General features: G+C 55.5%; 18 protein-coding genes, 1 tRNA gene and 2 pseudogenes. 9 read left to right on the top strand and 12 right to left on the bottom strand.

Annotated features, from left to right (window positions below; translation table 11 throughout):
* Nucleotides 1–5: 5 nt before the first annotated feature.
* Together RWV98_RS02630 and RWV98_RS02625 are read right to left on the bottom strand one after the other, a co-directional pair.
* The gene (locus RWV98_RS02630; RefSeq protein WP_317863580.1) at nucleotides 6–1952 is read right to left on the bottom strand and encodes an LTA synthase family protein; all 1947 of its coding nucleotides are present in this window, start codon (nucleotides 1950–1952) and stop codon (nucleotides 6–8) included.
* 83 nt (nucleotides 1953–2035) lie between these two features.
* Nucleotides 2036–2368 (bottom strand): hypothetical protein, encoded by a 333-nt coding sequence (locus tag RWV98_RS02625; RefSeq protein WP_317863578.1) that lies wholly within the window; start codon nucleotides 2366–2368, stop codon nucleotides 2036–2038.
* Nucleotides 2369–2496: 128 nt separating this feature from the next.
* Here RWV98_RS02625 and RWV98_RS02620 point away from each other — a divergent pair, with 128 nt between their 5' ends.
* Nucleotides 2497–2742 carry a helix-turn-helix domain-containing protein gene (locus RWV98_RS02620; RefSeq protein WP_280963066.1) on the top strand — a complete coding sequence of 82 codons (246 nt, stop codon included), beginning with the start codon at nucleotides 2497–2499 and terminating at the stop codon, nucleotides 2740–2742.
* 47 nt (nucleotides 2743–2789) lie between these two features.
* Here RWV98_RS02620 and RWV98_RS02615 read toward each other — a convergent pair whose 3' ends face one another.
* The gene (locus tag RWV98_RS02615; RefSeq protein WP_317863576.1) at nucleotides 2790–3698 is read right to left on the bottom strand and encodes a helix-turn-helix transcriptional regulator; all 909 of its coding nucleotides are present in this window, start codon (nucleotides 3696–3698) and stop codon (nucleotides 2790–2792) included.
* Nucleotides 3699–3936: 238 nt separating this feature from the next.
* Between RWV98_RS02615 and RWV98_RS02610 the strand changes: the two genes are divergently transcribed.
* A complete protein-coding gene (locus RWV98_RS02610; RefSeq protein ID WP_280963064.1) occupies nucleotides 3937–4170 on the top strand; it encodes a hypothetical protein in 234 nt (77 codons plus the stop codon).
* A 198-nt stretch (nucleotides 4171–4368) separates the two neighbouring features.
* On the opposite strand, the gene RWV98_RS02605 is transcribed toward RWV98_RS02610, so the two are convergent.
* The 6 genes from RWV98_RS02605 to RWV98_RS02580 all read right to left on the bottom strand — a co-directional run bounded on the left by RWV98_RS02605 (nucleotide 4369) and on the right by RWV98_RS02580 (nucleotide 11381).
* Nucleotides 4369–4974, bottom strand: coding sequence for an anti-sigma-I factor RsgI family protein (locus RWV98_RS02605; protein WP_280963063.1), 606 nt, complete (start codon nucleotides 4972–4974; stop codon nucleotides 4369–4371).
* On the bottom strand, nucleotides 4962–5687 hold the full coding sequence (locus tag RWV98_RS02600; protein ID WP_280963062.1) for a sigma-70 family RNA polymerase sigma factor: 726 nt from the start codon (nucleotides 5685–5687) through the stop codon (nucleotides 4962–4964). Before RWV98_RS02600 ends, RWV98_RS02605 begins: the two co-directional genes overlap by 13 nt.
* Before the next feature lie 93 nt (nucleotides 5688–5780).
* Nucleotides 5781–7802: a carbohydrate-binding domain-containing protein gene (locus RWV98_RS02595; RefSeq protein WP_317863574.1), complete on the bottom strand. Its 2022-nt coding sequence runs from the start codon at nucleotides 7800–7802 to the stop codon at nucleotides 5781–5783.
* A 29-nt stretch (nucleotides 7803–7831) separates the two neighbouring features.
* Nucleotides 7832–8509 (bottom strand): DUF4956 domain-containing protein, encoded by a 678-nt coding sequence (locus RWV98_RS02590; protein ID WP_442872116.1) that lies wholly within the window; start codon nucleotides 8507–8509, stop codon nucleotides 7832–7834.
* A complete protein-coding gene (locus tag RWV98_RS02585; protein WP_317863572.1) occupies nucleotides 8502–9227 on the bottom strand; it encodes a polyphosphate polymerase domain-containing protein in 726 nt (241 codons plus the stop codon). Before RWV98_RS02585 ends, RWV98_RS02590 begins: the two co-directional genes overlap by 8 nt.
* Nucleotides 9228–9383: 156 nt before the next feature.
* On the bottom strand, nucleotides 9384–11381 hold the full coding sequence (locus RWV98_RS02580; protein WP_317863570.1) for an LTA synthase family protein: 1998 nt from the start codon (nucleotides 11379–11381) through the stop codon (nucleotides 9384–9386).
* 278 nt (nucleotides 11382–11659) lie between these two features.
* Here RWV98_RS02580 and RWV98_RS02575 point away from each other — a divergent pair.
* From RWV98_RS02575 to acrA, 5 genes and pseudogenes are all read left to right on the top strand, one after another.
* A tRNA-Arg gene (locus RWV98_RS02575) sits at nucleotides 11660–11736 on the top strand.
* Between the two features lie 163 nt (nucleotides 11737–11899).
* Entirely contained in the window at nucleotides 11900–12442 is a 543-nt protein-coding gene (locus tag RWV98_RS02570) for a hypothetical protein (protein WP_317863568.1), read from the top strand.
* Between the two features lie 587 nt (nucleotides 12443–13029).
* Nucleotides 13030–14172: an acyl-CoA dehydrogenase gene (locus RWV98_RS02565; protein ID WP_317863566.1), complete on the top strand. Its 1143-nt coding sequence runs from the start codon at nucleotides 13030–13032 to the stop codon at nucleotides 14170–14172.
* 20 nt (nucleotides 14173–14192) lie between these two features.
* A pseudogene (acrB, locus tag RWV98_RS02560) lies at nucleotides 14193–14994 on the top strand (acryloyl-CoA reductase electron transfer subunit gamma).
* An 18-nt stretch (nucleotides 14995–15012) separates the two neighbouring features.
* A pseudogene (gene acrA / locus RWV98_RS02555) lies at nucleotides 15013–16129 on the top strand (acryloyl-CoA reductase electron transfer subunit beta).
* 216 nt (nucleotides 16130–16345) lie between these two features.
* Here the strand turns inward: acrA and RWV98_RS02550 are convergent.
* Nucleotides 16346–17983, bottom strand: a complete 1638-nt coding sequence (locus RWV98_RS02550; RefSeq protein ID WP_317863564.1) for a class I adenylate-forming enzyme family protein — start codon at nucleotides 17981–17983, stop codon at nucleotides 16346–16348.
* Nucleotides 17984–17994: 11 nt separating this feature from the next.
* Nucleotides 17995–19236 (bottom strand): beta-ketoacyl-ACP synthase II, encoded by a 1242-nt coding sequence (gene fabF, locus RWV98_RS02545; RefSeq protein ID WP_317863563.1) that lies wholly within the window; start codon nucleotides 19234–19236, stop codon nucleotides 17995–17997.
* A 265-nt stretch (nucleotides 19237–19501) separates the two neighbouring features.
* Between fabF and RWV98_RS02540 the strand changes: the two genes are divergently transcribed.
* The gene (locus RWV98_RS02540) at nucleotides 19502–22093 is read left to right on the top strand and encodes an S-layer homology domain-containing protein (protein WP_317863561.1); all 2592 of its coding nucleotides are present in this window, start codon (nucleotides 19502–19504) and stop codon (nucleotides 22091–22093) included.
* Nucleotides 22094–22189: 96 nt separating this feature from the next.
* On the opposite strand, the gene RWV98_RS02535 is transcribed toward RWV98_RS02540, so the two are convergent.
* Nucleotides 22190–24769, bottom strand: a complete 2580-nt coding sequence (locus RWV98_RS02535) for an S-layer homology domain-containing protein (protein WP_317863559.1) — start codon at nucleotides 24767–24769, stop codon at nucleotides 22190–22192.
* Nucleotides 24770–25049: 280 nt separating this feature from the next.
* Between RWV98_RS02535 and RWV98_RS02530 the strand changes: the two genes are divergently transcribed.
* The gene (locus tag RWV98_RS02530; RefSeq protein WP_317863557.1) at nucleotides 25050–25745 is read left to right on the top strand and encodes a Fic family protein; all 696 of its coding nucleotides are present in this window, start codon (nucleotides 25050–25052) and stop codon (nucleotides 25743–25745) included.
* Nucleotides 25746–25842 lie beyond the last annotated feature (97 nt).

Raw genomic sequence — 25842 nt, 5'->3', positions numbered from 1 at the left:
TTGTTTTATGGCTCCTCTACGGTCTCATACTTCATCCGGTAATATATCCGATCCTGATATTCCCGCACCAGCGCGGCCTGTTCCGCCGGGGTCTGTTCGTGGTAAACGCCCGCGGCGTCGATCGCCGCGCCGCGCTGCACGACGGGCAGCGCGCGCCGCACCTCGTCCACAAAGCTGAAAAACGGTTCGTCCGTGCCCAAGCCGACCGCGCGCAGCACCGCTTCGCCCAAAAAGCTGGCGCTCAGGTCTCCGTTCGGCCGCAGGCCGATGCGGTCGGCCAGCGTTGCAAAATCAAGCGCCTGCGCGCCCGCGCTGTTTGCCCACAGCAGGTATGGAGGGGCATAGGCGTCCAGCGAGCTTTGCTCGTCCGGGCCGGCGTCCATATCCATGCCGAGCGCGCGATAGCACATATAGTCCTCGCCCAGACTGGGCAGATGGTCGCCGTAGAACAGCAGCAGCACGGGCTCTTCCTGCTGCTCATAATAATCGGTCAAACGGCCCAGCATGGCGTCCGCGTCCCGCACGCCGGAGGTATAGACGGTCAGCATGGTCTTTGCCTCCTCCGATATCTCGCGCTTGAGCTCAAGCTGCGGCAAATCGACCGCCTTGCCGTATTTGCTTTCCGTATAGGCCATGTGGTTCTGAATGGTCGTTACATAGCTGAAAAGCGGCGCTTCATCCTGCTTATGCTTTTCAAAGTCCGCGATCATATAATCGGTAAGCGCGGCGTCCGATACATAGCCGCCGCGCTGGGCGGCGTCCGCGAACGCCTCCTCAAACACGATCTCCTGCGCGCCCAGATAGCGGTAAATGTTTTGCCGGTTGTAGAACCACGCCTTGCCGGGGTGGATAAACTGCGTTTGCCAGCCGCTGTCCGCCGCAGTACGGAAGATAGAACCGACATTTTTGTGCAGCGCGCGGAAGGAAGAAATGCCGGTCTCGCTGAGCAGCGCGGTCTGCATGCCGGTGAGCACGTCGAATTCGGTGTTGGCCGTGCCGCCGCCGTAGTTCGGCACGATCAGCCTGCCGCTGATCGCGTGTTCAGACTGCTTTAAGGCATTGAAATTCCGCAAGGGATCGTTTTCCGGCGACCAATCGAACGCGTCGTGATTGGTGATATCGCAAAACGCTTCACTCATGACGAAGATCACGTGCACCCGCTCGGGATCGGCCGCCGCCGTTTTTGTCTGCGCGATCGCTTGCTCGGTCGCGGCTTTATCGAAGCCCTTTGGCTTTTGCACCGAATAAGCGGTCGCCGTATGCAGAAAACTATAGTTGAACCCCGCCTGCTCGTACACCGTGGTCATATTAAATCGGTTGGTGACCGGAAAGCCCGCGAAGATATCCGCGGAGGTATAAACGGTGGGCGTCAGCGCCACCAGCGTGCCGAGAAGCGCAAAGCAGCCCGCCAGACGACCGACGACCCTGCCCGCGCGCGGCAAGCGCACGGGACGCGTGCGAAACAGCGCAGCGCACACGATGAGCGCCGCCAGAGCAAACAGGCATAGGCCGACGGCCTTCCAGTCCACCGTTAGATCATAACCGCCCGCCGCCTGCACCGCCTCGCGCACCATGGTAAGGTCCTGCAAAACAAGCGGATCGTCCCGCGCGTCGATCTTCATGCTGTTGGCAAAATTCACAAGGCCGAAAACAAACAGCGTGACCGCGGCGGCCGAAAACACATTACCGAACAAAAACGCGCACGCGCCAAGCACCAATATGACCGGCAGCCAGTTGAGCAGACCGAGCAGCGGCGTTGTAAAAAACGTAAGCGGGATTACAGGCGCCGCTTGCAGCACCAGCAGCCAAATAACGACGGACAGCGCCAGCGCCAGCGGGATGTTCAGCAGGGCCGCATAGCGGCAAGGCAAACGCAACGTTTTCTTTTCCGATCCGGGCCGGCGGCCATGCGCCGTATGCGCGCCCCGGTGCGCGCCACTTGAATGAAACATGTGTTTATTATACACCTTGGGGACCGGTTCTGGCAAAGGGCGCGCATAAAAAAAACGGGCCATGAGCCCATTTTTTCCGTATGTTATTGACCAAGGCAGATCAGACGCGGCGGTGCGGGAGCCTTTAACAGCGCGGCTATGGTTTGGTCGCGCGCGGCTTCCTCCTCCGTATAGGGGCACAGCACCACGTCGGCGCGCTCCGACGCTTTGGCGTTTTCATGCAAACGCACGCCGGAAACAATACTTTGCATTTGCTTGATCGCATCCGCGACCGCGGCGGCAAATGCGCCGGTGGAAATCATGTAAAATTCTTTCACATTTTCCGCTACAATCAAATGCGCCAATATTTTCTCAACCTCTTTATTTTCCACCTTTTTAATCGTCATTTCACCGCAAATAAAGCACTTTTTCGCCATTTATCGACCCTCCACTGTATATATATAGTAACTGTTTTTATTCATCTTGTCAATTCCGTTTTATCAGGCGTATAGAAAAGGTGACCAACTACCTATACGATAAACACAGAGAGGGGTGGTGTCTTTCCATGAATGAGCAAAAAACCGTATTCCAAATCAATGATTACGGCCATATTCATCTAAAGTTAAGTGAAATGCTCGAAGCGAGCGGGCTGTCCCGCAATGCGCTGGCCCGCAATGCCCATACCCGCTTTGAGGTGATCGACCGCTGGTGTGAAAACCATGTGGAGAAGCTTGATCTGGACATTTTGGCCCGCATTTGCTACGTACTGGAATGCCGGGTCGACGATCTGATCGAATATGTGGAAAAATAAAAGAGGCAGGGACATTCAGTTTTGAACGTCCCTGCCCCTTTTTGTATTCAGCCCGTGCCGCCCCGCTGCTGGAATTCCTTTGGCGTACAGTGCATGATCTTCCGAAACACCTTGGTAAAATAGCTGTTCGAGCTGAAACCGCATTCCTCGCTCACGGCCAGCACGGTTTTGCTTGTCTGTACCAACGCCTGCGCGGCCATATGGACGCGGTATTGGTTCAGATAGGCCACCGGGCTGATCGACAGGGTTTTGCGGAAGCAGCGCAGGCATTCCCGCTCTCCGATCTTGGCCGCCGCGGCGATATCGGCCAGCGAGAGCTCCTCCGCGAAATGCGTTCTGATATATGTGATCATTTCCTTGAGCCGCTCGACGTTAACGTCGTTTTTGGGAAGGCTTTGCTCGCGCAGCCCACGCGTTTGCTCAAACAGCATCATCCATAGGTCCGCCAAATGCCGCTGCACCTGAAATTCAAACCCCGGCTGCTTGGCGCCGTCGCTCGCCATCGCCCTGAGCAGCGCCGCCACCATCAAGGCGCCCGCTTCCTGATCGGACAAGATCGGATAGACCTGTATGTCCGCGCACTGCAAAATAGGCAGAAAGTACTTTTGCTCCAGCGTGCTGTTATACGCGCCGGACAGAAAATGCTGGTCAAACAGAATGGTGCGCAGCCGGCAGCAGTCCTGCCCGCCGGCCGGCTGGATTCGATGCATGGTGTTGCTGTTGATAAAAAGCGCCTGACCGGCGCGAACGGTATGCATGCCTTCGGACCAGTGGTACTCTATCTCGCCTTCTAAAATATAGGAAAATTCAAACAGCGTGTGCCAATGCCACGGGATCTCGTGGTTGAAAAAAAGGTCGAGCCGGTCCTCGTGCACATGATAGGGCACGCTCGGCTGCCGCTGTTCCAACAGCTCGCGCTTATGCTCGTCAATATCCAGACGTTTGATCGGTTCCATAGGCAGCCCCCTGACCAGTCGTTATTTTGCCATTTTTCCGCCGGATGCTACCACCCAGACGCATGCCTCGCGCCGTCTCACGGCCGCCGGCATGTAAAAAAGCCGCATGCCGCTCCGTTTCCAAACCAGCGTATTTTGTCCGAAACATGCCATTCCCTGTCGGCTCCTGTCTGTCATTCCGCGCCCCGGCGGCGTATGATAAAGGTACGATGACAAACCAAGCAAGGAGGCGCCGGAAATGAAAATTTATAAAACCAGACGGCTTGATCGTCTCACCGACATCATTACGCACTGTACTTCCCCGGTCTACATGGTTTTAGACGGCGGGCGCTCGCTCGATCTCCAGCGTCAACCCGATACGCTTGCCTTGTTCCAAAACTTCTGCTGCTGCAAGGACACGCCGGAGATCGAACTGAATTTCTCGAATCTTACCGACGCGCGGCGAGTGCTCGAATACTTGATCGGCGCATAGCGGGCCGCCGGTCGGTTTTGTTTCATTATACCCCTCTTGACGACCGGACGCAACAGGGATGCGCCCGCCGCCCGTCATGCGGCGCTTGCGCGGAAAACGCGGCTTGAGCGCATACAATACGCCTCATTTTTCATCCTAACTCATAGAAAGCACGGCAGCCGCACTGTAAACCAGTGCGCCGCCGTGCTTTCGTCTGTTTTATTCCGCCGGTTTAGGCGCGCGGCGGCGCTCCTCATGGCTGACCGGAACGATCTCTGCCGGTGGACGGCGCTTGCCGTCGCGCCGCTCGCCGCTCATGCGCTCGCCTATGTGCTCCTTCAACACGCCCGCTTTGTCTTTCCCTTTGGCGGAGACCGATATCCGCATCAGGTCGTCGTCCGTGCCGCGCAGATAACCGTCCTCATACAGCGTTTCGACCGTATGATCGAGCGCGGTATCAATATGGGTGAACCGTTTTACCTCGCGCGCAAGCTCGTCCGCCAACGCGTCGGAGGCATCGTCACCCGCGCGTACGTCCAGCACCTGATCGAAACGGTTGAGTGTGTATTCGATCGAAGAATCCGCGTCGATACCGACATAGGCGTACGGCTCGTAGGCGGCGTATACGCCGGTCGTCGCCATTGCGCACAGCACGGCTACGCAGGCCGCCCAAGTCAGCGGTTTCTTCCATTTTCGGCCGCGGCGCGCGCCTATGCTGACGTGCTGCCCCACCGACCGGCCTTTCGCGTCGATCAGGTAGACCACGCCGTCCAATCCAAGCGCGGCCGCGCGCCCGCCGCGCGTCTCTACGATCACCGCCCGCATAAGCCGGCCTCCCTTCGTATGGTCTGTAAATATTCCGAAAGCATGGGATAGTCGCCGTCCAGCAGCAACGCGGCGGCGATGATATAGCGCCGGTGCCGCTCGATCAGTTTTTTAGGAACGCCGCTCGCGGCCGCGAGCGCCTTGATCGGCAGGCTATGCGTGTTTTGCAGTTCGGCAAACAATACGGCCGTGCGCAGCAGCGCGGCGATGGCGCGTGCGCAGCCCTTCCTTGTTTTATCCGCGCGGGGTGAGCAATCGGCGAGATCATAAAAGGAAAAGCCGTATTCGCCAAACAGCGCATCCGCCGCTTCGATCTCGTCCGCCGCGCTGGCCGGGCCGGGCTCGGCCAGCTTTTCCGCCACGGCAAACTGTACGGCCGCGTCCGCGCAGGCCGCGTCCACATCGCCGTCAAAGGTCTGCGGGGCGAGCGACACCTCGGGATCGAACCGGCGCGCGGCGCGGTAATAATCGGTCAGCCGCCGCCCGACCACCAAATACGCAAACGAGCCGAACGAGCCGCTTTCCGCGTCGTATCCGCGAACCGCCTCGTAAAAGGCCAGCATGGCGACGGAAAACTCATCGTCGCTGCGCGTGACCGCGCGGCCCGCGTATTTGGAAGCCGCGCGCAGGATGAACGGCTCCTGCGACTGGATGAACCGCTCTAAAAACGGCTGATCCTGCTTTGCGCGCACCGCTTGCTGGCTGATCTGCATGTAGCAGCCGCCTCCCCTCTTCTTCTGATGGGTTCATTATACAAAGCGGCTGTGTCGAGACTGTGTAAAAACCGGGTTCGATCGATGAAGAAATTAGAAGAGCGCCGCAAGCCACTGCCAGATCGCGCTGTTCATGAGCCCGGAGGACGCCGCATACCGCACGGCAGCGCCCAGCCAGTCACGCACCGGCTGAGCGGCCGCAGCGTCGTCGTTTCCAGTCTCGTCAAACCCGGCTTCGCTGAGGGAAAACGAGGTGTCCGCATCGCCCGTTCCGGTCGCCTCCGTCGCTTCCGCGGAAGCGGCCTCCGCGCCGTCGACCACCAGCGTATAGGTCTCGCCGCCCGCTACCGCCGGTGAACTGAACACCACGCTTTCCGCTGTTTTTCTCGCTTCGGTGTTGTATAGCGTCTCTCCCGCGCTGTTTTTGATCACCAGCGCGCTTCCCTTTGCGATACCAAGGGCGCTGGCGGCCGCCTCACCTGCGTCGCCCAAACCGCTCTCCGGCCGCGTGCCCATCCGGCCTTTTTCCGGGCGTGTACCGGTCTCGTCGTCCATTGGCGCGCCCTCCGTAGGTGGGCTGGGGCGCGCTCCATTCTCGCCGGACGGCGGGGTGCCGCCTCCCGGCGTACTGTTTTCCGGCCTTTGGCCGCCTCCCATGCCGCCGTGTCCGCCCATACCGCCGCCCATTTGGCTGAGCTGGCCAAAGGCCACATAATCCTGCGTGCCCGCCGAAGCGGTCGGCGCCTGCGCCATCTGGCTCATGCCGACGGCGAGCAGCGTACCGCCCGTCTGGGTAAACGCGCCGTCGTAATCGAGCGCGCCGTCGCCGCCGCTCGCCGCGCCGAACACCTCCACCGTGCCGCCTGTCATCACGATATCGCCGTTGGAATCCAGCCCGTCGCCGCCCGCGTCGATCGTAAGCTCGCCGCCGAGGATGTAGAGCGCAAACGCGTTCTGGACGCGGCCATAGTCGCCGTTCGCGGCGTTCACGCCGTCATCCGCCGCGGTCAAGTCGATATTACCGCTGTATAAATAGATCTTAGCGCCTTCCAGCCCTTCGTAGCAAGCCGCAATATCGATATGAGGCGTCGCCGTGGACGACGAACCCTCGGTTCCGATCGCCAGCGTGTTATCCGCGTGGAACGCATCGTCGCCGGTTGTGATGGTATAGCTCCCGCCCGTAACATAGAGCACGTCGTTCGAGTGAAAAGCGTCGTCCGCCGTATCCACCGTAAAGACGCCGCCGGTGAGCGAGAGCGCGCCCGCCGCCTTAAAGCCCTTACACGAGCCGTCCGTATCCGAGAGCGTCGTTTGGTGCCCACCGTTCGTGGTCACATCAAACGCGCCGCCGGTGATCGTCAGGCTGCCGTCCGCCTGCACGCCGTCGCCGGTCGCGGTCAGCCGCAGCGTGCCGCCGGTGATCGTGATGTCGCCTTTGGAGACCGTATCGGGCGCGGTCTCGTCGGTCGTATCGGGCGAAGCCTTGATCGCGTCGCCGCCCGCCGTGATCGTGAGATTGCCGCCGCGTATGGTCAGCGCGTCGTCACACGAAAGTCCGTCGTCCGACGCTTCGATATCAAGCGTCAGCTCGTCTACCGTGATCGCGGACTCCGCCGCGCCCTTAACGCCGTTTTTGAAATTGCCCGCCACGTGCAGCGTACCCGTGCCGGAAAGCATGAGGCTCGCGCCGCTTTTCACCTTGATCGCGGCCTTTTCCTCGTTTGTCGCGGCCGAATCGGCCAGTGTGTTATCCGTTCCCGCCGCGGCGAGCACCGTCGCCGCGCTGTCCTTATTCAGCGTGATCGCCGCGGTGCTTTCAGAGGTCAGGTCAAGCCCGCCGAGCACCAGCGTAACGTCCTTTACCGCTTTCTTGACGGTAATACTGCCGTCCGCGCACGCGCCGGAAAACACATAGGTGCCCGCCTCTGTAATGGACACGGCGGCGCCGTCGATCTCGTAGCCGCTGTATAGGCCCGTGCCCGTGGCCCCCTTGTTCGTAAACGCGATCAGCGTCGCGTTTTTTTCGGTATAGCTGTCCGTGGCCGCGCAGGCGACCGCCGGCAGCAAGCACGCCGCCAAGCACGCCGCCAGCAGCGCGGATAATAACCGTTTCATGCTGTCTCTCCTTTCCGTATGACCCATTATTACAGGGTCTCCCGTACCTGCGGCACCTTGCCGCAAATGATGTCCAGATTGCCGTTGCGGCAGCGGATCGCGTCGAGCATCTCTTTTTCGATCTCCGCCGAGCGCAGCGTGATATGATAATGCAGGTTGTAAAGGCTGCCCATACCGGTCGTGCGCACGGATACCAGCTCGGCCGCGCGGGTGTAGGTATCAAACAGATCGTCGAACAGGCCGGTGTAATCCAGATTTTCCGGGATGGTGATTTTCAGCTCCTTTTGCTCCTCGGGCTTTTTGCCAAACGACAGCGCCGAGTAGACAGTCAGCAGCAAGCAAACCGCAAGGCCCGTTGCCGCCGCGATGCCGATATATCCCATGCCGGTGGCAAGCCCCAGCGTCATGGCCAGAAAAATACAGGTGATATCGCGCGCCGTACCCGCCGCCGAGCGGAAACGCACCAGACTGAACGCGCCCGCCACCGCCACGCCCGCGCCCAGATTACCGTTCACCAGCAAAATAATGGACTGTACCAAGACCGGCAGCAGCGCCAGCGTGATGGCCATGGACTGTGTATAGGTATTTTTGAACATATACACGGCGGCGACCAGCGCGCCGAGAAACAGCGACACCGCCATACAAATAAAAAAGCTCTGCGGCGTGATGCCCGCCGTGAGAATAGAACCAAACAAAGCGTCAAGCACAGAAAACACCCCGTTTCTCTTCGGACCGGTCGAGCAGCATGGTCTGATAGGCGCTGCCGTATTTGGAAAAGCTGCAAGAAAAAATGCCTGCTTCGGAAAGCGCGCGCGCCAGCCACAGCGGCGTGGCTTCGGGTATTTTGATCTCCATCAGGCAGGTGTCCGGCGCAAGCAGCTGCTCGCCATCCGGCCCGGCGGCCAGATCGAGCGCGTCCGTGCGCCATCGGATGCATGAATCAAAGGTGACGCGCAGCTCAGGCTGATACCGGTCAAACAGCGCCAGCCGGTCGTAGCAAATACACATGGCCGGTCTCAGACCTGCGTAAAACGTGCGGAACCAGTCGATCTCGCGGGATATCTGGCTGTCCTCCGGCGCGGGCGCGCCGGCCAGATAATCCAGCGCCTCGTCATACCGCATGGCGATCCGCCGCTTGTAAACCACGTGGTCGTATTTCTTTTTGATCTCCACAAAAGCTTCTGTACCGGCGTCCGGCGTTTGGTAGGTGCGCAGGCGCAGCTTTTCCTTATACGCGGGCCGGTCAAGCGAGCGGCGGATCAGCTGGAAATCCGGCGTGTCGTAATAAATGTTGCCGATGGTCGATTCCGCGAACCGATCGCGCGCCATGCGCGGGGCGAGCGCTTGCGCCAGCCGGTCGTACTGGCGTTGGGTGACGACATATTTTTTCTCGTAGCGTTTAAAAACGTCCTGATAGGCACTCATGGTGACTTCCTCCCTGTATGCGTGTTTTGCCGTTCACTCTTTCATGCGGCCATGTTTTTTCTATTTTTGGGGCTGGTCACCAAATCTTCACACACCGTCACACAATCTCCACAATCGAAATAACGGCGCGGCCCGATATGGGCCGCGCCGTTTGGGCTATTTCATTTGTGATGCGCTTTGTGCGCCGTTGGGCAGGACATGCCGGTAATAATCGGTCTCGATGATACGCGCGGCCGCCGTGAATTCAGCAGAGACCGCTTGCTTCATCCGTTCCAGATAAGCCTCGTCCGGCGTTTGCCCCTCAGCCCACTGTGCTTCGCCGGTCGACGCGTTGAAGCGCACGCGGTCGGTCATAAAGCTGCGGTCCTCAAACAGGAGGAAGGGCGGCGCATCGGAAAAAATATCTCGTCCGGTCAGCAGCCGCGAATCGTACGGCAGGCCGAATAGGTTGCTCAGCGTCGGCAAAATATCCGCGCTCCAACAGAGCTTATCGACTGTGCGCGGCTCCATGCCCGGCTGGTACAAAATGAACGTGCTTTTGTAAAGCTCGAACGTTGGATCGACTGCGTGACCCAAAAATTCGCTGATCTGCTCGTTTGTCAGGCCGTAGGGGTAGTGGTCGGGCGCCATGGCGATCACGGTCTTGTCCGCGATTCCCGCCGCTTCGAGCTGCTCCAGCAGGTATTCCATCGCCCGGTCAAGCTCGATATGGCAGGCCACATACGCCTTGCACGCGTCCGAATAGGGCAGGCCTTGCACCTTATCCCGATGCTTTGCCGCCTGCACGTTCCCATAGAAATTGTATTCCATGTGACCGCTCACCGTCATATAGTAGATATGAAACGGCGCGTTCCGCAAGTATTCCGGCAGGGTGGTTTGCATCATCTCAAGGTCGGATTCCGGCCATTCCTCGGTCACGCGCACGCCGCTGCCTAAGCCCTTGTAGGTATAGCCCAAATTGGGGTGCGACACCTCGCGGCGATAGTAATCAAAGGTGTGATTATGGTAGGCGTTCGTCTGGTAGCCAAGGGCTCTGAATTGATTGCCCAGCGCAAACGGCAGCGCATTCTCACGCGACTGATACAGGCTCCAAACGCCCGCCTTGGGCACCAGCCCCAGACAGTTGACATATTCCCCATCGATCGTGGACACGCCCCAGATGGGGTTATAGAAATTGGTGAACGTGACGCCCTGATGCACCATTTTATACAGGGTCGGCGTCAGGTTTTGGTCTACCGCGTAGGGAGAAAAGCCCTCCGCCGTTAAAAAGATAAGGTTATACCCTTCGTAGACGCCGGTCATCTCATTTTGCCGCGTCGGCTCGCGCGATGCAAAAAAGCCGTTCAGCTCCCGCACCCCGGGGTCGGTCTCGGTCTCGTTCAGCGCCGCAAAATCGATCGGCAGCACATTGTCCCCGTACGCCGTCCGGGGCTGTTCCTCCGGCCGCGGTTGCTCTGTCTCCTCCTCCGGTATGGCGTCCAGCAGGCTTGTGCCGCGCGGAAAGCCGAACAGCGTGCGCTCCGCGTCCAGCCGGAACGCGTTCCAAAGCCCCAGCTTTTCCGCGCCCGCCCGCATGCTGCCGCCGTTATAGTAAGCGTCGTACGGCGTGGCCGCGCCTGTGCCAAAGGCGGGCACGGCGGATAGCGCAAGGCTGTGCCACAAAAACGCGCCGAACAGCAGCGCCACCCCCATACGCGGCGATCGCGCGCTGAACGCGCGGTTTTGCAGCAAGCACAGCAGCACGATCAGCGGCAGGCTGATCAGCAAGGTTTGCCACCAGCGCTCGGCGAAAGCGTGCAGAATCTGCCGCCAGAAACCAAGCACCTGCCCGCCGTTCAGCAGCGAATAGAGCGGGTAGCAGGTCTGAAATACCCGAAAGTACACCGCCTGCGATATGTAAAAGAACCAAAGCCCCGCAGCCGCGGCCACGGTAAGCATGCGCGCCCCGCGCGCGGGCAGCAGCGCCGCCGCGCCGCTTATCGCCAGCGCCAGCGCCGGTGCGAACAACACCGCAAGCAGCGTGCCCGCGCTGCCCCACGCGCCCAGCGTCAACCGAAACGCGGCTTCGCACCACACTGCCATCAGAAAAAACGAGGCGGCAAGCCAAAGCGGCTTTATTGCGCCGCCCGTTTTTCCCTGTTTCTTATCTGTCATAATTTTGAAATCCCCCAACAAAAAGCCGGAATATGCTTCTCATATTATCATATTTTCGCACTTTTCACAACCTTATGTGTAAACCGGTCATACAGCTGTTGACCTTGCGCTCAAGAACGCGTTATAATGAAAAAAATATTGCCGTGCAACTTTGCCGGCTTTGCCCCATTCGCGCGCCTCAAAATATCAGTGGAAAAATCTTTTTTAGAAAAAATACAAAAACATTTGACACGTCCCCATAAATATGGTATTATATTCAGGCAGTCAAAACTGCAAACGCGCCAGTAGCTCAGCTGGATAGAGTGTTTGGCTACGAACCAAAAGGTCGGGGGTTCGAATCCCTTCTGGCGTACCATTTTTGGCTGTGAAAACAAGCGATTTCTTCGGAAATCGCTTGTTTTTTTATTTTGCAGGGACAACCAATGCTAACCCATCCTTCCTTAAGTCCTGCTGACCGGGCTATATAATATACAGAACTTATCCATTTTTGTCACATAAAATGACATGGAGGGATATGCATGATCAATCAAGATGATATGAGAATCTATATGGCAATCGGCAACTTTGCAACGGAAAATTTGTTTTGGCAACTGATTTATTTGAATAATGCGGCTTTCAATACGCCGCTTAAAGCAGGCGCTAAGGAAAAGCTGATGAGCATGGGCAGAACGTATGACACGATCATCTCCAGCTTTTATCCATCAGGCGAAGGAAAAGCGCTGGTGTCGGCAATGGCAAACAACAACCGGCTGTTCGTTTCCTACGTGGACTGCGTCATGCAGGGCGGTAGCCAGACAAATATGCTGAAACAGCAGTGGAAAGAAAATGGACAAAAAATCGCCACGCTTTTATGCCGGTTAAATTCCTATTGGCAGGCGACGGAATGGACCGCCATGATCAATCACGAATGCGATTTGCTGGATACGATCGCAGCCAGTATGCACGCGAAAAATTACGCGGCCTTTTTCAATACCGCGCCGATATGCAAAAGGTTGGCCATCGATATGTCCAGCTATATGAGCGGCGGACTGGCAAAGCAGCTTCAGGCTCCCTGCAAATAGCAAGCAAATATGTCACGCACACTTTGACCCGGCTTCTCCTGCGGCGGAGAGGCCGGGATTGTTTTTGCTCGCAAACTGTGGCTTCCGTATGCGTAAGCCGCTCCCGTCCATTGCGGATCAAGACAGGCAAACTGGATGGCGCGTGGCACAGCAACATAAGCAAATCTTCTAAATTTCCTTTCCCATATTTAGTTATAATATCAGATCAAGTACTTTACGTTGGCATATCGACAAAAAAAACACGATTTTTACGAAATTTATTGGGGAAATACAGTGATTTTGATAATTGACGAATGCGTATGGGTGTGGTATATTGAAGTACGAATAAAGCAAGAGTTAACACGAATGTATTCAAAATATTACGCGAACGAAACCACATTCACACCAATCGCTTCCCATGAAAGTGCCATTTTTTCAATTTGATGGCACCCTTTTGCGCTTTTCCGACCTTGTCCGCGCATCTGGGAAGTATTTTGATGTACGCCCGCCGTCCGGCTTTCTGCCGAGCGGCAGGAATTTTAAAACGGCGGAAAGTCGGCCACGGCCGGCATCGGCAAATATACTACTTACCAAAAGGAGACTTGAACATGGATTTCCAACTGACCCGTGAGCAGGAGTTGGTCCGGCAGATGATGCACGACTTCACCGAAAACGAAGTTAAGCCCATCGCTGCAGAAACCGATAAAACCTGCGAGTATCCCCGCGAAAATATCGAGAAGCTGTTTGATCTCGGCGTAATGGGCATGATCGTTCCCGAGCAGTACGGCGGCGCCGGCGCGGACGATACCTGCTCTGCCATTGCCATTGAGGAGCTTTCCAAGCAGTGCGCTTCCACGGGCGATATCCTGGCCACCCACAACGGCCTGTGCTGCGGCCCGATCATGCAGCATGGCACCGAGGAGCAGAAGCAGAAGTACCTGCGCATGCTGACCGAAGGCCACAAGGTGGGCGCTTTCGCGCTGACCGAGCCGGACGCCGGCTCCGACGCTGCCAAGGGCACCTGCGTTGCCGAGCTTGACGGTGACCACTATGTTCTGAACGGTTCCAAGATCTTCATCACCAACGGCTATGTTGCCGAAGTGTTTGTTGTATTTGCCATGACCGACAAGTCCAAGGGCACCAAGGGCATCTCCGCTTTCATCGTAGAAAGCTCCTTCCCGGGCTTCTCCGTCGGCAAGCACGAGGAAAAGCTCGGCCTGCACGGTTCGCCCACGGCTGAGATCGTCTTCACCGACTGCATCGTGCCCAAGGAGAACCTGCTCGGCCGCGAGGGCAAGGGCTTTGCTATCGCTATGCAGACGCTCGACGGCGGCCGTATCGGCATCGCCGCGCAGTCGCTCGGCATTGCGGAGGGCGCTATGGAAGAGGCTATGGCCTTCACCAAGACCCGTGAGCAGTTCGGCCGTCCGATCGCTAAGTTCCAGAACACCCAGTTCGTCTTCGCCGATATGCACGTTGCCATCGAGGCTGCCCGCCTGCTGACCTACAAGGCCGCGGCTGTCAAGACCTCCGGCGCGCGCTTCACGCTCGAAGCCGCTACGGCCAAGCTGTTTGCGTCCGAGACCTGCATGAAGATCACCACGCAGGCTGTTCAGATGCACGGCGGCTACGGCTATACCAAGGATTACCCGGTTGAGCGCATGATGCGCGACGCCAAGATCACCGAGATCTACGAAGGCACGAGCGAGATCCAGCGCGTCGTTATCTCCGGCAACATTCTCGGCAAGTAAGAATAGGAGGAAAGCGAAACATGAAAGCGATTGTTTGTGTAAAGCAGGTTCCGGATACCTCCGGTAAGGTCGCCGTCAACCCGGACGGCACCCTGAACCGTGCTTCTATGGCTACCATTATCAACCCCGATGACAAGAACGCCATCGAGGCTGCTCTGGAAGCTCAAGGATGAGACCGGCTGCAAGGTCGTCGTCATCACCATGGGCCCCCCTCCGGCACAGGGCATGCTGCGTGAGCTGCTTGCTATGGGCGCGGATGAAGGCATTCTGGTTTCCGCCCGCGAGTTCGGCGGTTCCGACACCTTCGCGACCAGCCAGATTCTGGCTGCCGCGATCAAGAAGCTCGGCCTTGAGGACGACGACGTCGTATTCTGCGGCCGTCAGGCGATCGACGGCGATACCGCTCAGGTCGGTTCGCAGATCGCTGAAAAGCTCGGCATCCCGCAGATCTCTTACGCGGCGGACATCAAGATGGAGGGCTCTACCGTTACCGTTAAGCGCATGCTGGAAGACGGCTACATGACCATCCAGACCTCCGCCCCCTGCCTGCTGACCTGCATCAAGGAGCTGAACGTGCCCCGCTACATGTCCATCAAGGGCATCATGAGCTGCTACGACAAGCCGATCGACGTTTACGACTTTAACGCGCTCAAGGACGATCCGCTGATCGACCTCGCGACCATCGGCCTGAAGGGTTCTCCCACCAACATCTTCAAGTCCTTTACGCCTCCCCAGAAGGGTCAGGGCCGTATGCTTGAAGGCGCCGACAAGTCCACCTGCGACGAATTGGTCGGCGAGCTTCTGAAGAAGCACATTCTTTAATTGAAAGGAGAAACGAAAATGGCTGATTTCAATAACACCAACATCGCCGATTTCCACGGCGTATGGGTATTCTGTGAGCAGCGTCAGGGCAAATTGCAGCCGACGGTGCTTGAGCTGATCTCCGAGGGCCGTAAGCTGGCGGACGATATGGGCGTAGAGCTCTGCGGTCTGCTGATCGGCTCCGAAGAGGAAGTAGCCGGCATGGAGAAGGAACTGGGCGCGTACGGCGCCGACAAGGTCTATGTCTGCACCGATGAGAAGCTAGGCGTATACACGACCGGCGGCTTTGCGAAGGTCATTTGCGACGTTGTAATGGACAAGAAGCCGGAGATCATGCTGATCGCGGCGACCAACATCGGCCGCGACCTCGGCCCGCGCTGCGCAGCCCGCCTGCACACCGGCCTGACGGCAGACTGCACCCACCTCGATGTGGACGTAGAGAAGTACGCGGCATTCCTGAAGGAAGCCTCCACGCTTCCGGTAGAGCAGATCGACGCGCTTGACCGCGCGGACCGCAACCTGAAGATGACCCGTCCGGCATTCGGCGGCCACCTGATGGCGACGATCATCTGCCCGCGTTTCCGCCCGCAGATGGCAACGGTACGCCCGGGCGTGCTGGAAGCGCGGCGAGTACGATGAAGCAAAGGCTGCCGCCGTACAGGTAGAGAAGCTGAACGTAGCGGTATCCGACGCGGACATCCAGACCAAGGTACTGGAAGTTGTCAAGGAAGCCAAGGAACTGGTCGACCTGACCGGCGCCGAGGTAGTCGTATCCGTAGGCCGCGGTATCTCCAAGGATATCGATAAGGGCATCGCTCTGGCGCACGAGCTGGCGGACCAGTTCGGCGGCGTAGTGGGCGGCAGCCGTGCGGCGATCGACTCGGGCTGGCTGTCGGCCGACCATCAGGTTGGTCAGACGGGCAAGACCGTACATCCGAAGCTGTATGTGGCGCTGGGCATTTCCGGTGCGATCCAGCACAAGGCCGGCATGCAGGATTCTGAGTGCATCGTTGCTGTGAACAAGAACGACGGCGCTCCGATCTTCGACGTAGCCGACTACGGCATCTGCGGCGACCTGTTCAAGGTTGTTCCCATGATGATCGACGCTGTTAAGGCTGTCAAGGCTGCTAAGTAAGGTTCGTTCGATTTCACCACCTGATCATCAACAGCTGCCGTTTAGTGGAAACCTCCCATTTCTACGGAACGCGGGTCGGAGCAACCCGCGGATACTGATTCGGCCCGCCGGAAAGCCTAACGGCGGGCCCGGCAGCTGTTCTCCTTCAGCGTGAAATAGATACACATAAAAAAGAACGCATTCAGCGCTTAAGCGCCGGATGCGTTCTTTTTGCATCTATATTTCGTTTTTCTGCGCCAGCTCGCGCACTTTATAATGCATCAGCTTGCCGGTTGCGGTGTGTGGCAGCTCGTCCACCAGCCGGTACACGCGCGGCCACTTATAGGAGGATAGCATCGGGTGATGCACGCAGTATTCCTTCAGCTCCTCCACCGTCAGACTCGGGTCGGACGGTACAATATAGGCCGCAACCTGTTCGCCGCGCAGCCGGTCGGGCAGGCCGATCACCGCGCTCTCCCCTACCTTAGGATGCTCGTTCAGTACCGCTTCGATCTGCGTTGGATAAATATTTTCTCCCGCGGAAACGATCATATCGTCCTTGCGGCCCGCAACTGTGATGAATTCGTTTTCGTCCCACGTGCCGACGTCCCCGGTATACAGCCAGCCTTTATAGAACTTTTGCGCGTTCATCTCTGGGTTATTATAGTAGCTATAGGCGGATTTCGCGGGTGATTTGATGATAATCTCGCCGATTGCCTTATTATCCCGCGCGACGGTCTGATCAGGTTCCGCATGTCCGTTTTCACAGGGTTCGACCACGCGCACCTCATCGTCGATGCATGAACGGCCTGCCGTGCCCGCCATTGCGGGCAGGTCATAGGGCCGTAAGAACGTATTCCAGAAACTCTCCGTCGTGCCATAGCCGTTAAAAATATTGGGCGTGAGCAGCTTCATATACTGTTCGCACGCCGCCTTTTCAAAGGGCGCGCCCATGGTGACGATTCCGCGCAGCGCGTGTAAATCCGCAGGCGTGTGCTCCTGCGCCCGGGCCAGCATGGCGATGATTGTCGGCACGCCGATCAAGAAGGTGACCTTGTATTTTTCCGCGTATTCCAAACAGGTGCGCGGATGAAAATCGCGCAGAATGATTACCTCGCCGCCCGCGTACAGCGTCGGACAAGGGCCGCCCGAGTGCAGACCGCCGCGGTGAAACCAAGGGGTCATATTCATTGAACGGTCGGTCGAGCTCATAGGGAAATGCATCATAACGTCATGGGCGGAGAGTACTTCGTTTACATTGTTGATCGGCACGCCCTTGGGCCGGTTGGTCGTGCCCGAGGTGTAAAGTCTAGTGGTCTCGTCATAAATATGAGGCGCAAAGTCAATGGGCAAATCGTCTGCGGGCTTGTCCGCCACATAATCCTGATAGCTGATCTCGCCCGTGGGCGCTGTCAGCTCTCTTCGCTCGTCCACCATGACCACCCGCTGCGGCTTGTGTTCGGCCAGTTCCAGCGCCTGCCGGGTCAGCTCGCCGAACGCGGTATCGTATACCAAAACCTTCGGTCTGGAATCGTCAATCACCAGCGCCAGCTCGCCCGCGCCCTGCCGGTAGTTGACCGGACAGGCGATCGCCCCGACCTTGTGCGCCGCCAGATAGCAGAACACAAACTCCGGCGAGTTCAGCAATGTGAACATGACCACATCGTTTTTAGAAACGCCGTCCTCATGCAGTGCGTGGGCCAGTCGGTTCGCGTCCTCATTCAGCGCGCGGTACGTCCAGCGGCGGCCGGATGGCGGATCGTTTAGCGCCGGAGCGTTTGCAAAACGTGACACATTACGCATAAAGCCGTTTAAATACGTGAATTCTGACTCAAAAGTCTCACGAAACATCGTCACATCATAGGTATATTGCAAAATGGGATACATCACCTTTCATATTTTGAGACAATAATGCTTGAATTTTGTCCCCCGAAGCCAAGCGAATTGGACATCGCCGTACGGATCCGCGCCTCGCGCGCTTGATTTGGAATATAATCGAGGTCACAGGCCGGGTCGGGCGTATCGAGATGCAAAGTCGGCGGCAGCACTCCATTTTGAATTGCCTGCACGCAGGCAATGACCTCGGTGAGTCCGCCCGCTCCCATCAGATGGCCGGTCGCGGACTTGGTCGCGCTGACCGGCGGCGCGGTGACCCTATCGCCAAACACGCTTTTGATCGCCTGTGTTTCCGCGCGGTCACCCAACGGCGTCGAGGTACCGTGCGCATTAATATAATCGATGTCCGCCGGTTGCATCCCGGCCCGCGTGAGCGCCCGGCGCATACACGCCGACGCGCCGGCGCCTGTTGGCTCGGGTGCGGTAACATGATAGCCGTCGTTCGTGTTGGCATAGCCGGCTAAGACCGCTTTGACCTTTCCCCCTCGTTTGCGGGCATGTTCTTCGGTCTCCAGCAACACCGCGCCGCCGCCTTCTCCGATCACAAAGCCATCGCGCTCCAAATCAAAGGGGCGGCAGGCATGCTGGGGATCCTCATTGCGGCGGGACAATGCCTTGGCTTGTGACAGCCCGGACACCACGATCGGGCATAAAATAGATTCGCCGCCGACCGCGAGCACCGCGTCGGCTTCGCCGGACCGCAGCAGCATGGCTGCTGTCATCAGCGCATCCCCTCCCGCTGAGCAGGCGGTATTGAGCGTAAAACTCGGGCCGTGGATCCCGTGTGCGATCGCAATTTGCGCCGCCGCCACGTTGCCGATCACCATCGGCACGAAACGCGGCCCGACGCGGTGGGTATCTCCGCTGTCAAAGGACTGCTGTGTTTGTGCCACGGTAGTGATACCGTTCATCGCAGTGCCCATCACGATACCGATACGCTCGGACTCCGTTTCGACGATAAGTCCGCTATCCTTCAGCGCCTCGCCTGCCGCAATAAACGCGTATTGCATAAAAGGGTCCATCGTACGCGCCAGCGATTTCGGCATATAGGCCGCTGGGTCAAAATCCTTCAGCTCCGCCGCGATCTGTACCGGCAGCGCCGAAGCGTCAAATCGCGTGATCGGTCCAACACCGCAAACACCGCCGATCAAGCTTTCCCAATATGCCTGAACGCCTACACCGATCGGCGTCACCGCTCCCATCCCTGTGATAACCAATTTTTCATTCGCCATGGCGCTTCCCCCAAACTGGATTCTAAAACATTTACAGTGTTATTATACCAGAAAAATCCTAAAATTAAAAGAGTCGTCCGTTCCTATTTGTTTTGCGGCAGTTTGCAGACAGCGTTTTGCGATTATAGAGGAGGTATTCCAGAAAAAAGTTGCAAAATAATCTCATATTTATGTAAATATCTTTTAATCTTATAGTTTCGATACTGTTGCATGCCATCTGAAAAAGATTCTGGCACTGGTACTGGCGTTCGCTTGCGCGTTCACCATGTTTGCTGGTGCTGCGTCCTTCAGCGATTCGGCAGATATCAAAAATACCGAAGCTGTAGACATGCTCAACGCTCTTGGTGTAATCAAGGGCTATCCGGACGGCACGTTTAAGCCGCAGGCAAATGTGCTGCGCGCTGAAATGGCCAAGATGATTTACACAATCCGCAATCAGGGTAACGATAATGCCGATGGCTACAAGACCATCAGCAGCACGTTCACTGATTTGGGCGACTCTTCGATCGCCTACGCTGCTGGCTATATCAAGTACTGCCAGACGCAGGGCATCATCGCCGGCAAGTCCGCAACCAAGTTTGCGCCCAAGGAAAACGTAACTGTTTCCGAGACCGCGAAGATGGCTCTGACCCTGTTGGGTTACGATGCTACTAAGGCCGGTCTGGTAGGTCATGGCTGGGAGAACAAAACGCTGGCTCTGGCAAACGAGAACGGCCTGCTGGACGGCGTTAACGGCGCTGTGACCGCTGCCGCTACCCGTGACGACGCTGCACAGGTTCTGTACAACGCGCTGAATGCCGATACCGTTAAGTGGGATGCTGATTCTTCCACTTATGTAAAGGTTGAAACGCAGGGTCTCGAACTGATGAACAATCCGTCCCAGTGGGTCACCGTTACCAAGAACGAGACCATGGGTAAGAAGTGGATGAAGCTTGACACGGTTGAGAGCAAGACCAATTCCAACATTGTCACTGCTGTTGAAAAGGAAGATGGCCGCGATACTTATAAGGTAACCGTTGCCGGTCAGACCTTCACCCGTGTTGAGAAGGACTACTCTGATCTGATGGGTCAGGATGTTAAGATCATGATTAAGGACAATGATAAGTCCAAGGTCTACGGCCTGTATGCTGGCGAGGACACCAAGGTTCTGGCTACCGGCTACGTCGGCGGTCTGGATACGGATGGCACGGCTACCGATAAGGTTAAGCTCAATGACGTATCTTACAAGCTGAATCGTACCCTGACCACCCAGAGTGCCTATGCGTTCAATAAGGACACAACGGCAGTTTCTTTGAATGATCTGGTAACGATGGGTAAGACCACGAAGGCTGCCAAGGCGACTAACGGTGTTGCTGCTCAGGTTAAGTTGATTGACAATGATGGCGACGGCAAGGCCGATTACGTTTCCTATGTTCCTTCCAAGGTAGGCAAGGTTACTTCTGTAACCAAGACCGCTGTCAACGTAAACAATACGGTCGGCCAACTCAAGTTCGATGATGACGATATTTACGAAGGCATTGCCAAGGATGAATATGTAGCCTTCATCGACGGTGACAACACCGCAAGCACGAAGGATACGCTGGTTAAGCTTGACAAGATTACCGCTAAGGCTCAGGCAACCCGTACCAACGAAGTAAAGGTCAACGACTCTTGGTATAAGATTGCGCTGGATATGGGCGTTTCTGTTACCACGGGCAACACCTATGATCTGTATGTTGTGGGCAATTTTGTTGTCAGTGCAGACGAAACCGCTGCTGAATCGACCAGTGTTGCTTATATCTCCGCTATCGACAATAAGGCTGATGGTAGCGATGTAGATATGGTTACCGGCGAGCATACCGGCACGCTGGATGCACGTATGTACTTCCAAGACAACACCAACGCAGTTGTTAAGATCTCCAAGGTTGACGGCAACAAGATCGTTAAGGCTAGCCCCTCCAGCGACGAAGTTATGTATGACGACGCTAGCGTTCCGCGTGCCAGCTCGCTTGTCACTTACAGCAAGCTCTCTGACGGCACTTATGACGTTAAGATCGTTAGCTCTTCCAACAAGGCTGGCTTTAAGAGCTATGTGACTCCTTCTGTTATGAGCGGCTCGTCCAACGGCGTTTATTACAAGCAGAAGATCGGCGGCATGTCTATTATGGATGATGCAACCATCTTTGTTCAGACTGGTAAGGAAACCAAGGTGCTGACCGGCAAGCAGGTTAAGAACTGGTCCGATACGGTTAATCCGCTCGTGTTCTCCGGCGCGGTCCTGACAAAGGAAAGCAACGGCATTGCCTATGTTAAGGTAGCGTCCTTGACCGCTTCTCAGTCCAATAACGTACCTTACTCCGGCAAGGATACGCTGTATGCTTACCTTGTTTCCGATGCAGCACAGGCTGACAAGAACGGTGAGAAGAAGGTTGCGTTTGATGTTTGGACTGCTGACGGAGCAAAGACCCTGTATGAAGACACCAGCTCTGTTAATGGCTCTGCTATTGCTGGTACATTGATTTCCTACACGGTTAACGGCGACTTCATCGAGCAGATTAGCTACAACCCGGGCTACGCGGTTGCAGTAACCGGCTTCGATGGCGCTAAGGAAGGCGAAATCAGCTTCTACTATGCGAATAGCGCAACCCAGCAGTATACGCTGGATGAAGATTGCGTCTTCATCGCGGTCAACGATAAGGATACCAAGGGCATGGAAGGCGGTATTGAGTCTGTTCCGTCCTCTGCTGAAGAGAACACGGCAGGCACCGCATACTACACCAACGCTCGGATCGTACTGAACAGCGACGGTGACGTAGCTGCTATCCTCTACGATCTTGAGAACAACAAGATGTATCCGGAAGTTACTTACAATAAGTAAAACACATTCTATATTGTAAGATAATATGCAAAAAAGGCCCCCGAGCATACGCTCGGGGGCCTTTTTTGCTTTTGGGTCTAGGTTTATTGCAGCACCTTAGCGGGTACCGTAAACCTTAGATTCGTAGATGTTGTTGTCGCCCACATCAACAATCAGAACCTTGATGTTGCTCGTGTCAGTCTCATCGAACGCGAAGACAGCATTCGCAATGTAGCCCTTAGCGTCTTCTTCAGCCTCAGTGAAGCTGGACTGTACAACGCCGCTTTCACCATCCATATCGATGAACAGAACGATCGGATCGTTATCTTCGTCGATATCATAGGTGTTAACGTTCTTGCCATCAGTGGAGAGGTTGACAGAGCCAGTCAAATCCTTATCCAGATCGCCACCGGTAACAGCAGCGTGGGTCAGTTCAGACGGCGTCCACTTGTTCTCAATGTTAGCAAAGCCGTCAGAATCGAGGTTGTACTCAATAACGGTGCCTTCGTCCAGAACAGACTTCTCTTCGTCCTCGGTAATCTTGATCTTGACGTCGGAGCCGTTCCAAGCGTCATACTCGTAGTAGGAGTCGTCGTCATCGTCGTTGTATTCCGGACCAGAGAACAGATAAGCGTACAGCGTGTCAGCGCCGCCCGGGATGCTGCTCTTCTTGCCGAGGTTGACATACGCCAGCTTGGTGTAGTTAGAACCGTTGCTCTTGTCAGCCAGAATATCAGCCTGATAAATCTTGGTGGAATCGCTCCAGCCCTTCATCGTCTTGCCAGTGATGACACGGTAGCTATCGCCATCGTCGTAGCGAACCAGTACGGTAGCGTTGTCGTCGATCAGCTTAACGTCGCCCTTGGTGAAGCGGTTGTTTTTGATAGTGTTGGAGCCATCAGCAGTTACTTCAGAAGCAAACGTATCATAGCCAGCCTTATTGGTGGAATCCATGATGGTCAGCTTGTACTTGCCAGAGCTCTTGGAGTAGGATACCAGGAACGGATCGCTGTCGTCCTTAGCGTCAAGAGTAGCCAGATCGGAAGTGCTCAGTTGAGTGCTACCCTTCTTGATTTCATCGCCCGACTTCAGCGAAACAGTCTCACGGGTGCCATCAGTGAACAGCAGGTCAGCCTGCCAGCCAGAACCAACGCCAGAGGTCTTGCCGATCTCGATAGCCAGAGCTACGTCATCGACAGAAGCGTTCAGGTCGTCAACTGCTACACAGTAGCCGTCCTTGACAACAATAGAAACGGTGCTGCCAGCGTTCATGTCCTTAAAATCAGCCTTATTATCGATGGCCATTTCGTACCAAGTGCCGTCGATCTTAACCTGATAGTCCTGAGCGGTATTAGAGTTCTTGGAAGAAGTAACCTTGCCGGTCACAACGTCCAGCTTGGTAACGCCGTAGTTGTCGTCAGCATTGACCTTGTTGCTAGTGATCGCAACGTAGTCGTCCTTGGCGATGTCCTTGTACCAAGTAGCATCGTCATCGGTCAGCTTGGTCTTAACGTCGCCGATCTTGGTAGACTTGAAGCTTACGTTGATGTAATCAGAGCCAACATAGGTAACCTGTGCAATAACAACAGACTGTACATCCAGCAGGTTAATCTTACCGGAGGAAGTGTTGGAAATCGCGGAAGCGTTGTAAGCCTTCTTCAGGCCTTCAGCCTTGTCAACAAACTCCAGCAGTTCGGTGTCGCCCTGAACTACGTAAGCGTCGTCAACCTTGACATCAGCCTTGGCGGCAACAGAGTACTTGGTGCCGTTAACCTTCAGCTTACTACCATCCTTCTCCATGCTGCCCAAAGTTCCGTTGCTGACCTTGCCATCTTCAACAGCATAAACGCCATAAACGTTGTTGGAAGCCTTGTACAGAACGCGAACCTTCTGGTTCTTCAGCGCGGTGTAGTCGTTTGTAACTTTGGTGAAGTTGGTGATGTAATCCTTCTTAACGTTGCTGGCATTGTACATGCTGTACGTGGTATCTTCCCAGTCGATAACATCATCATCGTCAACCAGCGTCAGGTTGTAGGTAGAGCCGTCCTTCTCGACGTCGCTCAGCACAGAAGTGGTCTTCTTCAGGCCCATGTACTTTTCGCCAACAGTCGGGTAGTAGGTGCCTACGATGTTCATGTTGGAGTACTCGCCATCAGTCATCTTGACAGTGTGAGCATTCACAGCATTGTACATCATCTGCGCAGCATCGCCACGGGGCAGAGCCAGCGTCAGAGCGGCGTTTACGTCCTCCAGCAGACTGTTCTCGTCAGCCAGCGCTACGGCCTTCTGGCCCCAGCCATGACCTACGAGGCCAACCTTGGTCGCGTCGTAACCGAGGGTCACGAGCAGCATCTTAGCGGCTTCCTGACCGGTTACGGTCTCGTCCGGCGCAAACTTGGTCGCGGACTTGCCGGCAATGATGCCGAGAGCCTGACAGTACTTGATGTAGCCAGCACCCCAGGTGCCGTTTACATCCGTGAACGTGGTGTTTGCGTTCTTGTGTGCGTCAGCGTTGTCGCTGCCGGTACGCAGAACGTAGATCATCTTTGCCATTTCGGCGCGGGTGATGGTAGCGTTCGGCTGGAAAGAGCCATCTTTGTAGCCATTGATGACGCCCAGCGCTACCAGAGTGTCCACGGCTTCTTTGTTAGCAGCGTTGATATCTGCTTCATCCGTGAACGCAGCACCAGCAAACATGGTGAACGCGCAAGCGAACGCCAGTACCAGTGCCAGAATCTTTTTGAAATGGCCTGCAAGGGAATAATTTATTTAGTTGAACCGATATGTTAAAGATAAAACCTTGATTTTTCTAATTTATTTGAAAATTTAGTGTTGGTGTTTTATAGACTCGCTTGTTAGTTTGGAGCAAAATTGGTATAATGAAATTATTCAGTATTTCAAATCATATAGCAGACCGTAAATAAAGGAGTTTTCAATGGATAATCTAATACTTAAAACGCTCCGAGAGGAAATGAGCATGAACTATCGCGGTGGGTTATACCATAAAACTCAAATACTCATGGCGTACAATACCAACCGAATAGAAGGCAGTCAATTATCGGAAGACCAAACGCGATCTATTTTTGAAACAAATACACTTTTCTCTGAACAAGATCAAGCGGTTAATATTGATGATATTATTGAGACCCAAAATCATTTCCAGTTATTTGACTTTATGCTGAAGAATGCTGAAGAACTACTATCTTCAAACCTCATTAAGCAGTTTCATAAGCAGTTGAAGCGCGGCACATCAGATGCTCGTAAGAGTTGGTTTAAAGTAGGCGACTATAAACTCTTACCAAACGAGGTTGGCGGACACGAAACAACTGCGCCTGACGATGTGGATTCTGCTATGGAGCATTTGTTATCAAAATATCTTGCAAAAGTGACGATTACAATAGAGGATATTGTTGACTTTCATGCGAAATTTGAAGCGATTCATCCATTCCAAGATGGTAATGGGCGCGTCGGTCGTCTCATCATGTTTAAAGAATGTCTTAAATATAATATTATGCCGTTTATTATTGATACACAGCATCAAGCTTTCTATTATCGCGGTTTGCAAGAATATCAGGCAGGACGCGAAAAGGGTTACCTGATCGATACCTGTCTTTCGGCGCAAGACCAATATGAAGCAATTTGTAAAAAGCTGTTGCCTCCAGTATCGAAGTAGTTCGACAAATCTACAAGTTTATATAGCAAAAGAAAAACTCCATGATTTGTTTCAAATTTCGGAGTTTTTCTTTTATTCCGCGATGTACAACAGGATA

Source organism: Agathobaculum sp. NTUH-O15-33 (genome assembly GCF_033193315.1).
GTDB lineage: Bacteria > Bacillota > Clostridia > Oscillospirales > Butyricicoccaceae > Agathobaculum > Agathobaculum faecihominis_A.
Note: the sequence above shows the minus strand (reverse complement) of the source record. Positions and strands in the feature narration are given on the sequence as shown.

Bases quoted from the DNA above. Each gene is read 5' to 3' on its own strand.
- RWV98_RS02630 (WP_317863580.1), bottom strand. From the start codon at position 1,952: ATGTTTCATTCAAGTGGCGCGCACCGGGGCGCGCATACGGCGCATGGC.
- RWV98_RS02625 (WP_317863578.1), bottom strand. From the start codon at position 2,368: ATGGCGAAAAAGTGCTTTATTTGCGGTGAAATGACGATTAAAAAGGTG.
- RWV98_RS02620 (WP_280963066.1), top strand. From the start codon at position 2,497: ATGAATGAGCAAAAAACCGTATTCCAAATCAATGATTACGGCCATATT.
- RWV98_RS02615 (WP_317863576.1), bottom strand. From the start codon at position 3,698: ATGGAACCGATCAAACGTCTGGATATTGACGAGCATAAGCGCGAGCTG.
- RWV98_RS02610 (WP_280963064.1), top strand. From the start codon at position 3,937: ATGAAAATTTATAAAACCAGACGGCTTGATCGTCTCACCGACATCATT.
- RWV98_RS02605 (WP_280963063.1), bottom strand. From the start codon at position 4,974: ATGCGGGCGGTGATCGTAGAGACGCGCGGCGGGCGCGCGGCCGCGCTT.
- RWV98_RS02600 (WP_280963062.1), bottom strand. From the start codon at position 5,687: ATGCAGATCAGCCAGCAAGCGGTGCGCGCAAAGCAGGATCAGCCGTTT.
- RWV98_RS02595 (WP_317863574.1), bottom strand. From the start codon at position 7,802: ATGAAACGGTTATTATCCGCGCTGCTGGCGGCGTGCTTGGCGGCGTGC.
- RWV98_RS02585 (WP_317863572.1), bottom strand. From the start codon at position 9,227: ATGAGTGCCTATCAGGACGTTTTTAAACGCTACGAGAAAAAATATGTC.
- RWV98_RS02580 (WP_317863570.1), bottom strand. From the start codon at position 11,381: ATGACAGATAAGAAACAGGGAAAAACGGGCGGCGCAATAAAGCCGCTT.
- RWV98_RS02570 (WP_317863568.1), top strand. From the start codon at position 11,900: ATGATCAATCAAGATGATATGAGAATCTATATGGCAATCGGCAACTTT.
- RWV98_RS02565 (WP_317863566.1), top strand. From the start codon at position 13,030: ATGGATTTCCAACTGACCCGTGAGCAGGAGTTGGTCCGGCAGATGATG.
- fabF (WP_317863563.1), bottom strand. From the start codon at position 19,236: ATGGCGAATGAAAAATTGGTTATCACAGGGATGGGAGCGGTGACGCCG.
- RWV98_RS02540 (WP_317863561.1), top strand. From the start codon at position 19,502: ATGTTTGCTGGTGCTGCGTCCTTCAGCGATTCGGCAGATATCAAAAAT.
- RWV98_RS02535 (WP_317863559.1), bottom strand. From the start codon at position 24,769: ATGTTTGCTGGTGCTGCGTTCACGGATGAAGCAGATATCAACGCTGCT.
- RWV98_RS02530 (WP_317863557.1), top strand. From the start codon at position 25,050: ATGAACTATCGCGGTGGGTTATACCATAAAACTCAAATACTCATGGCG.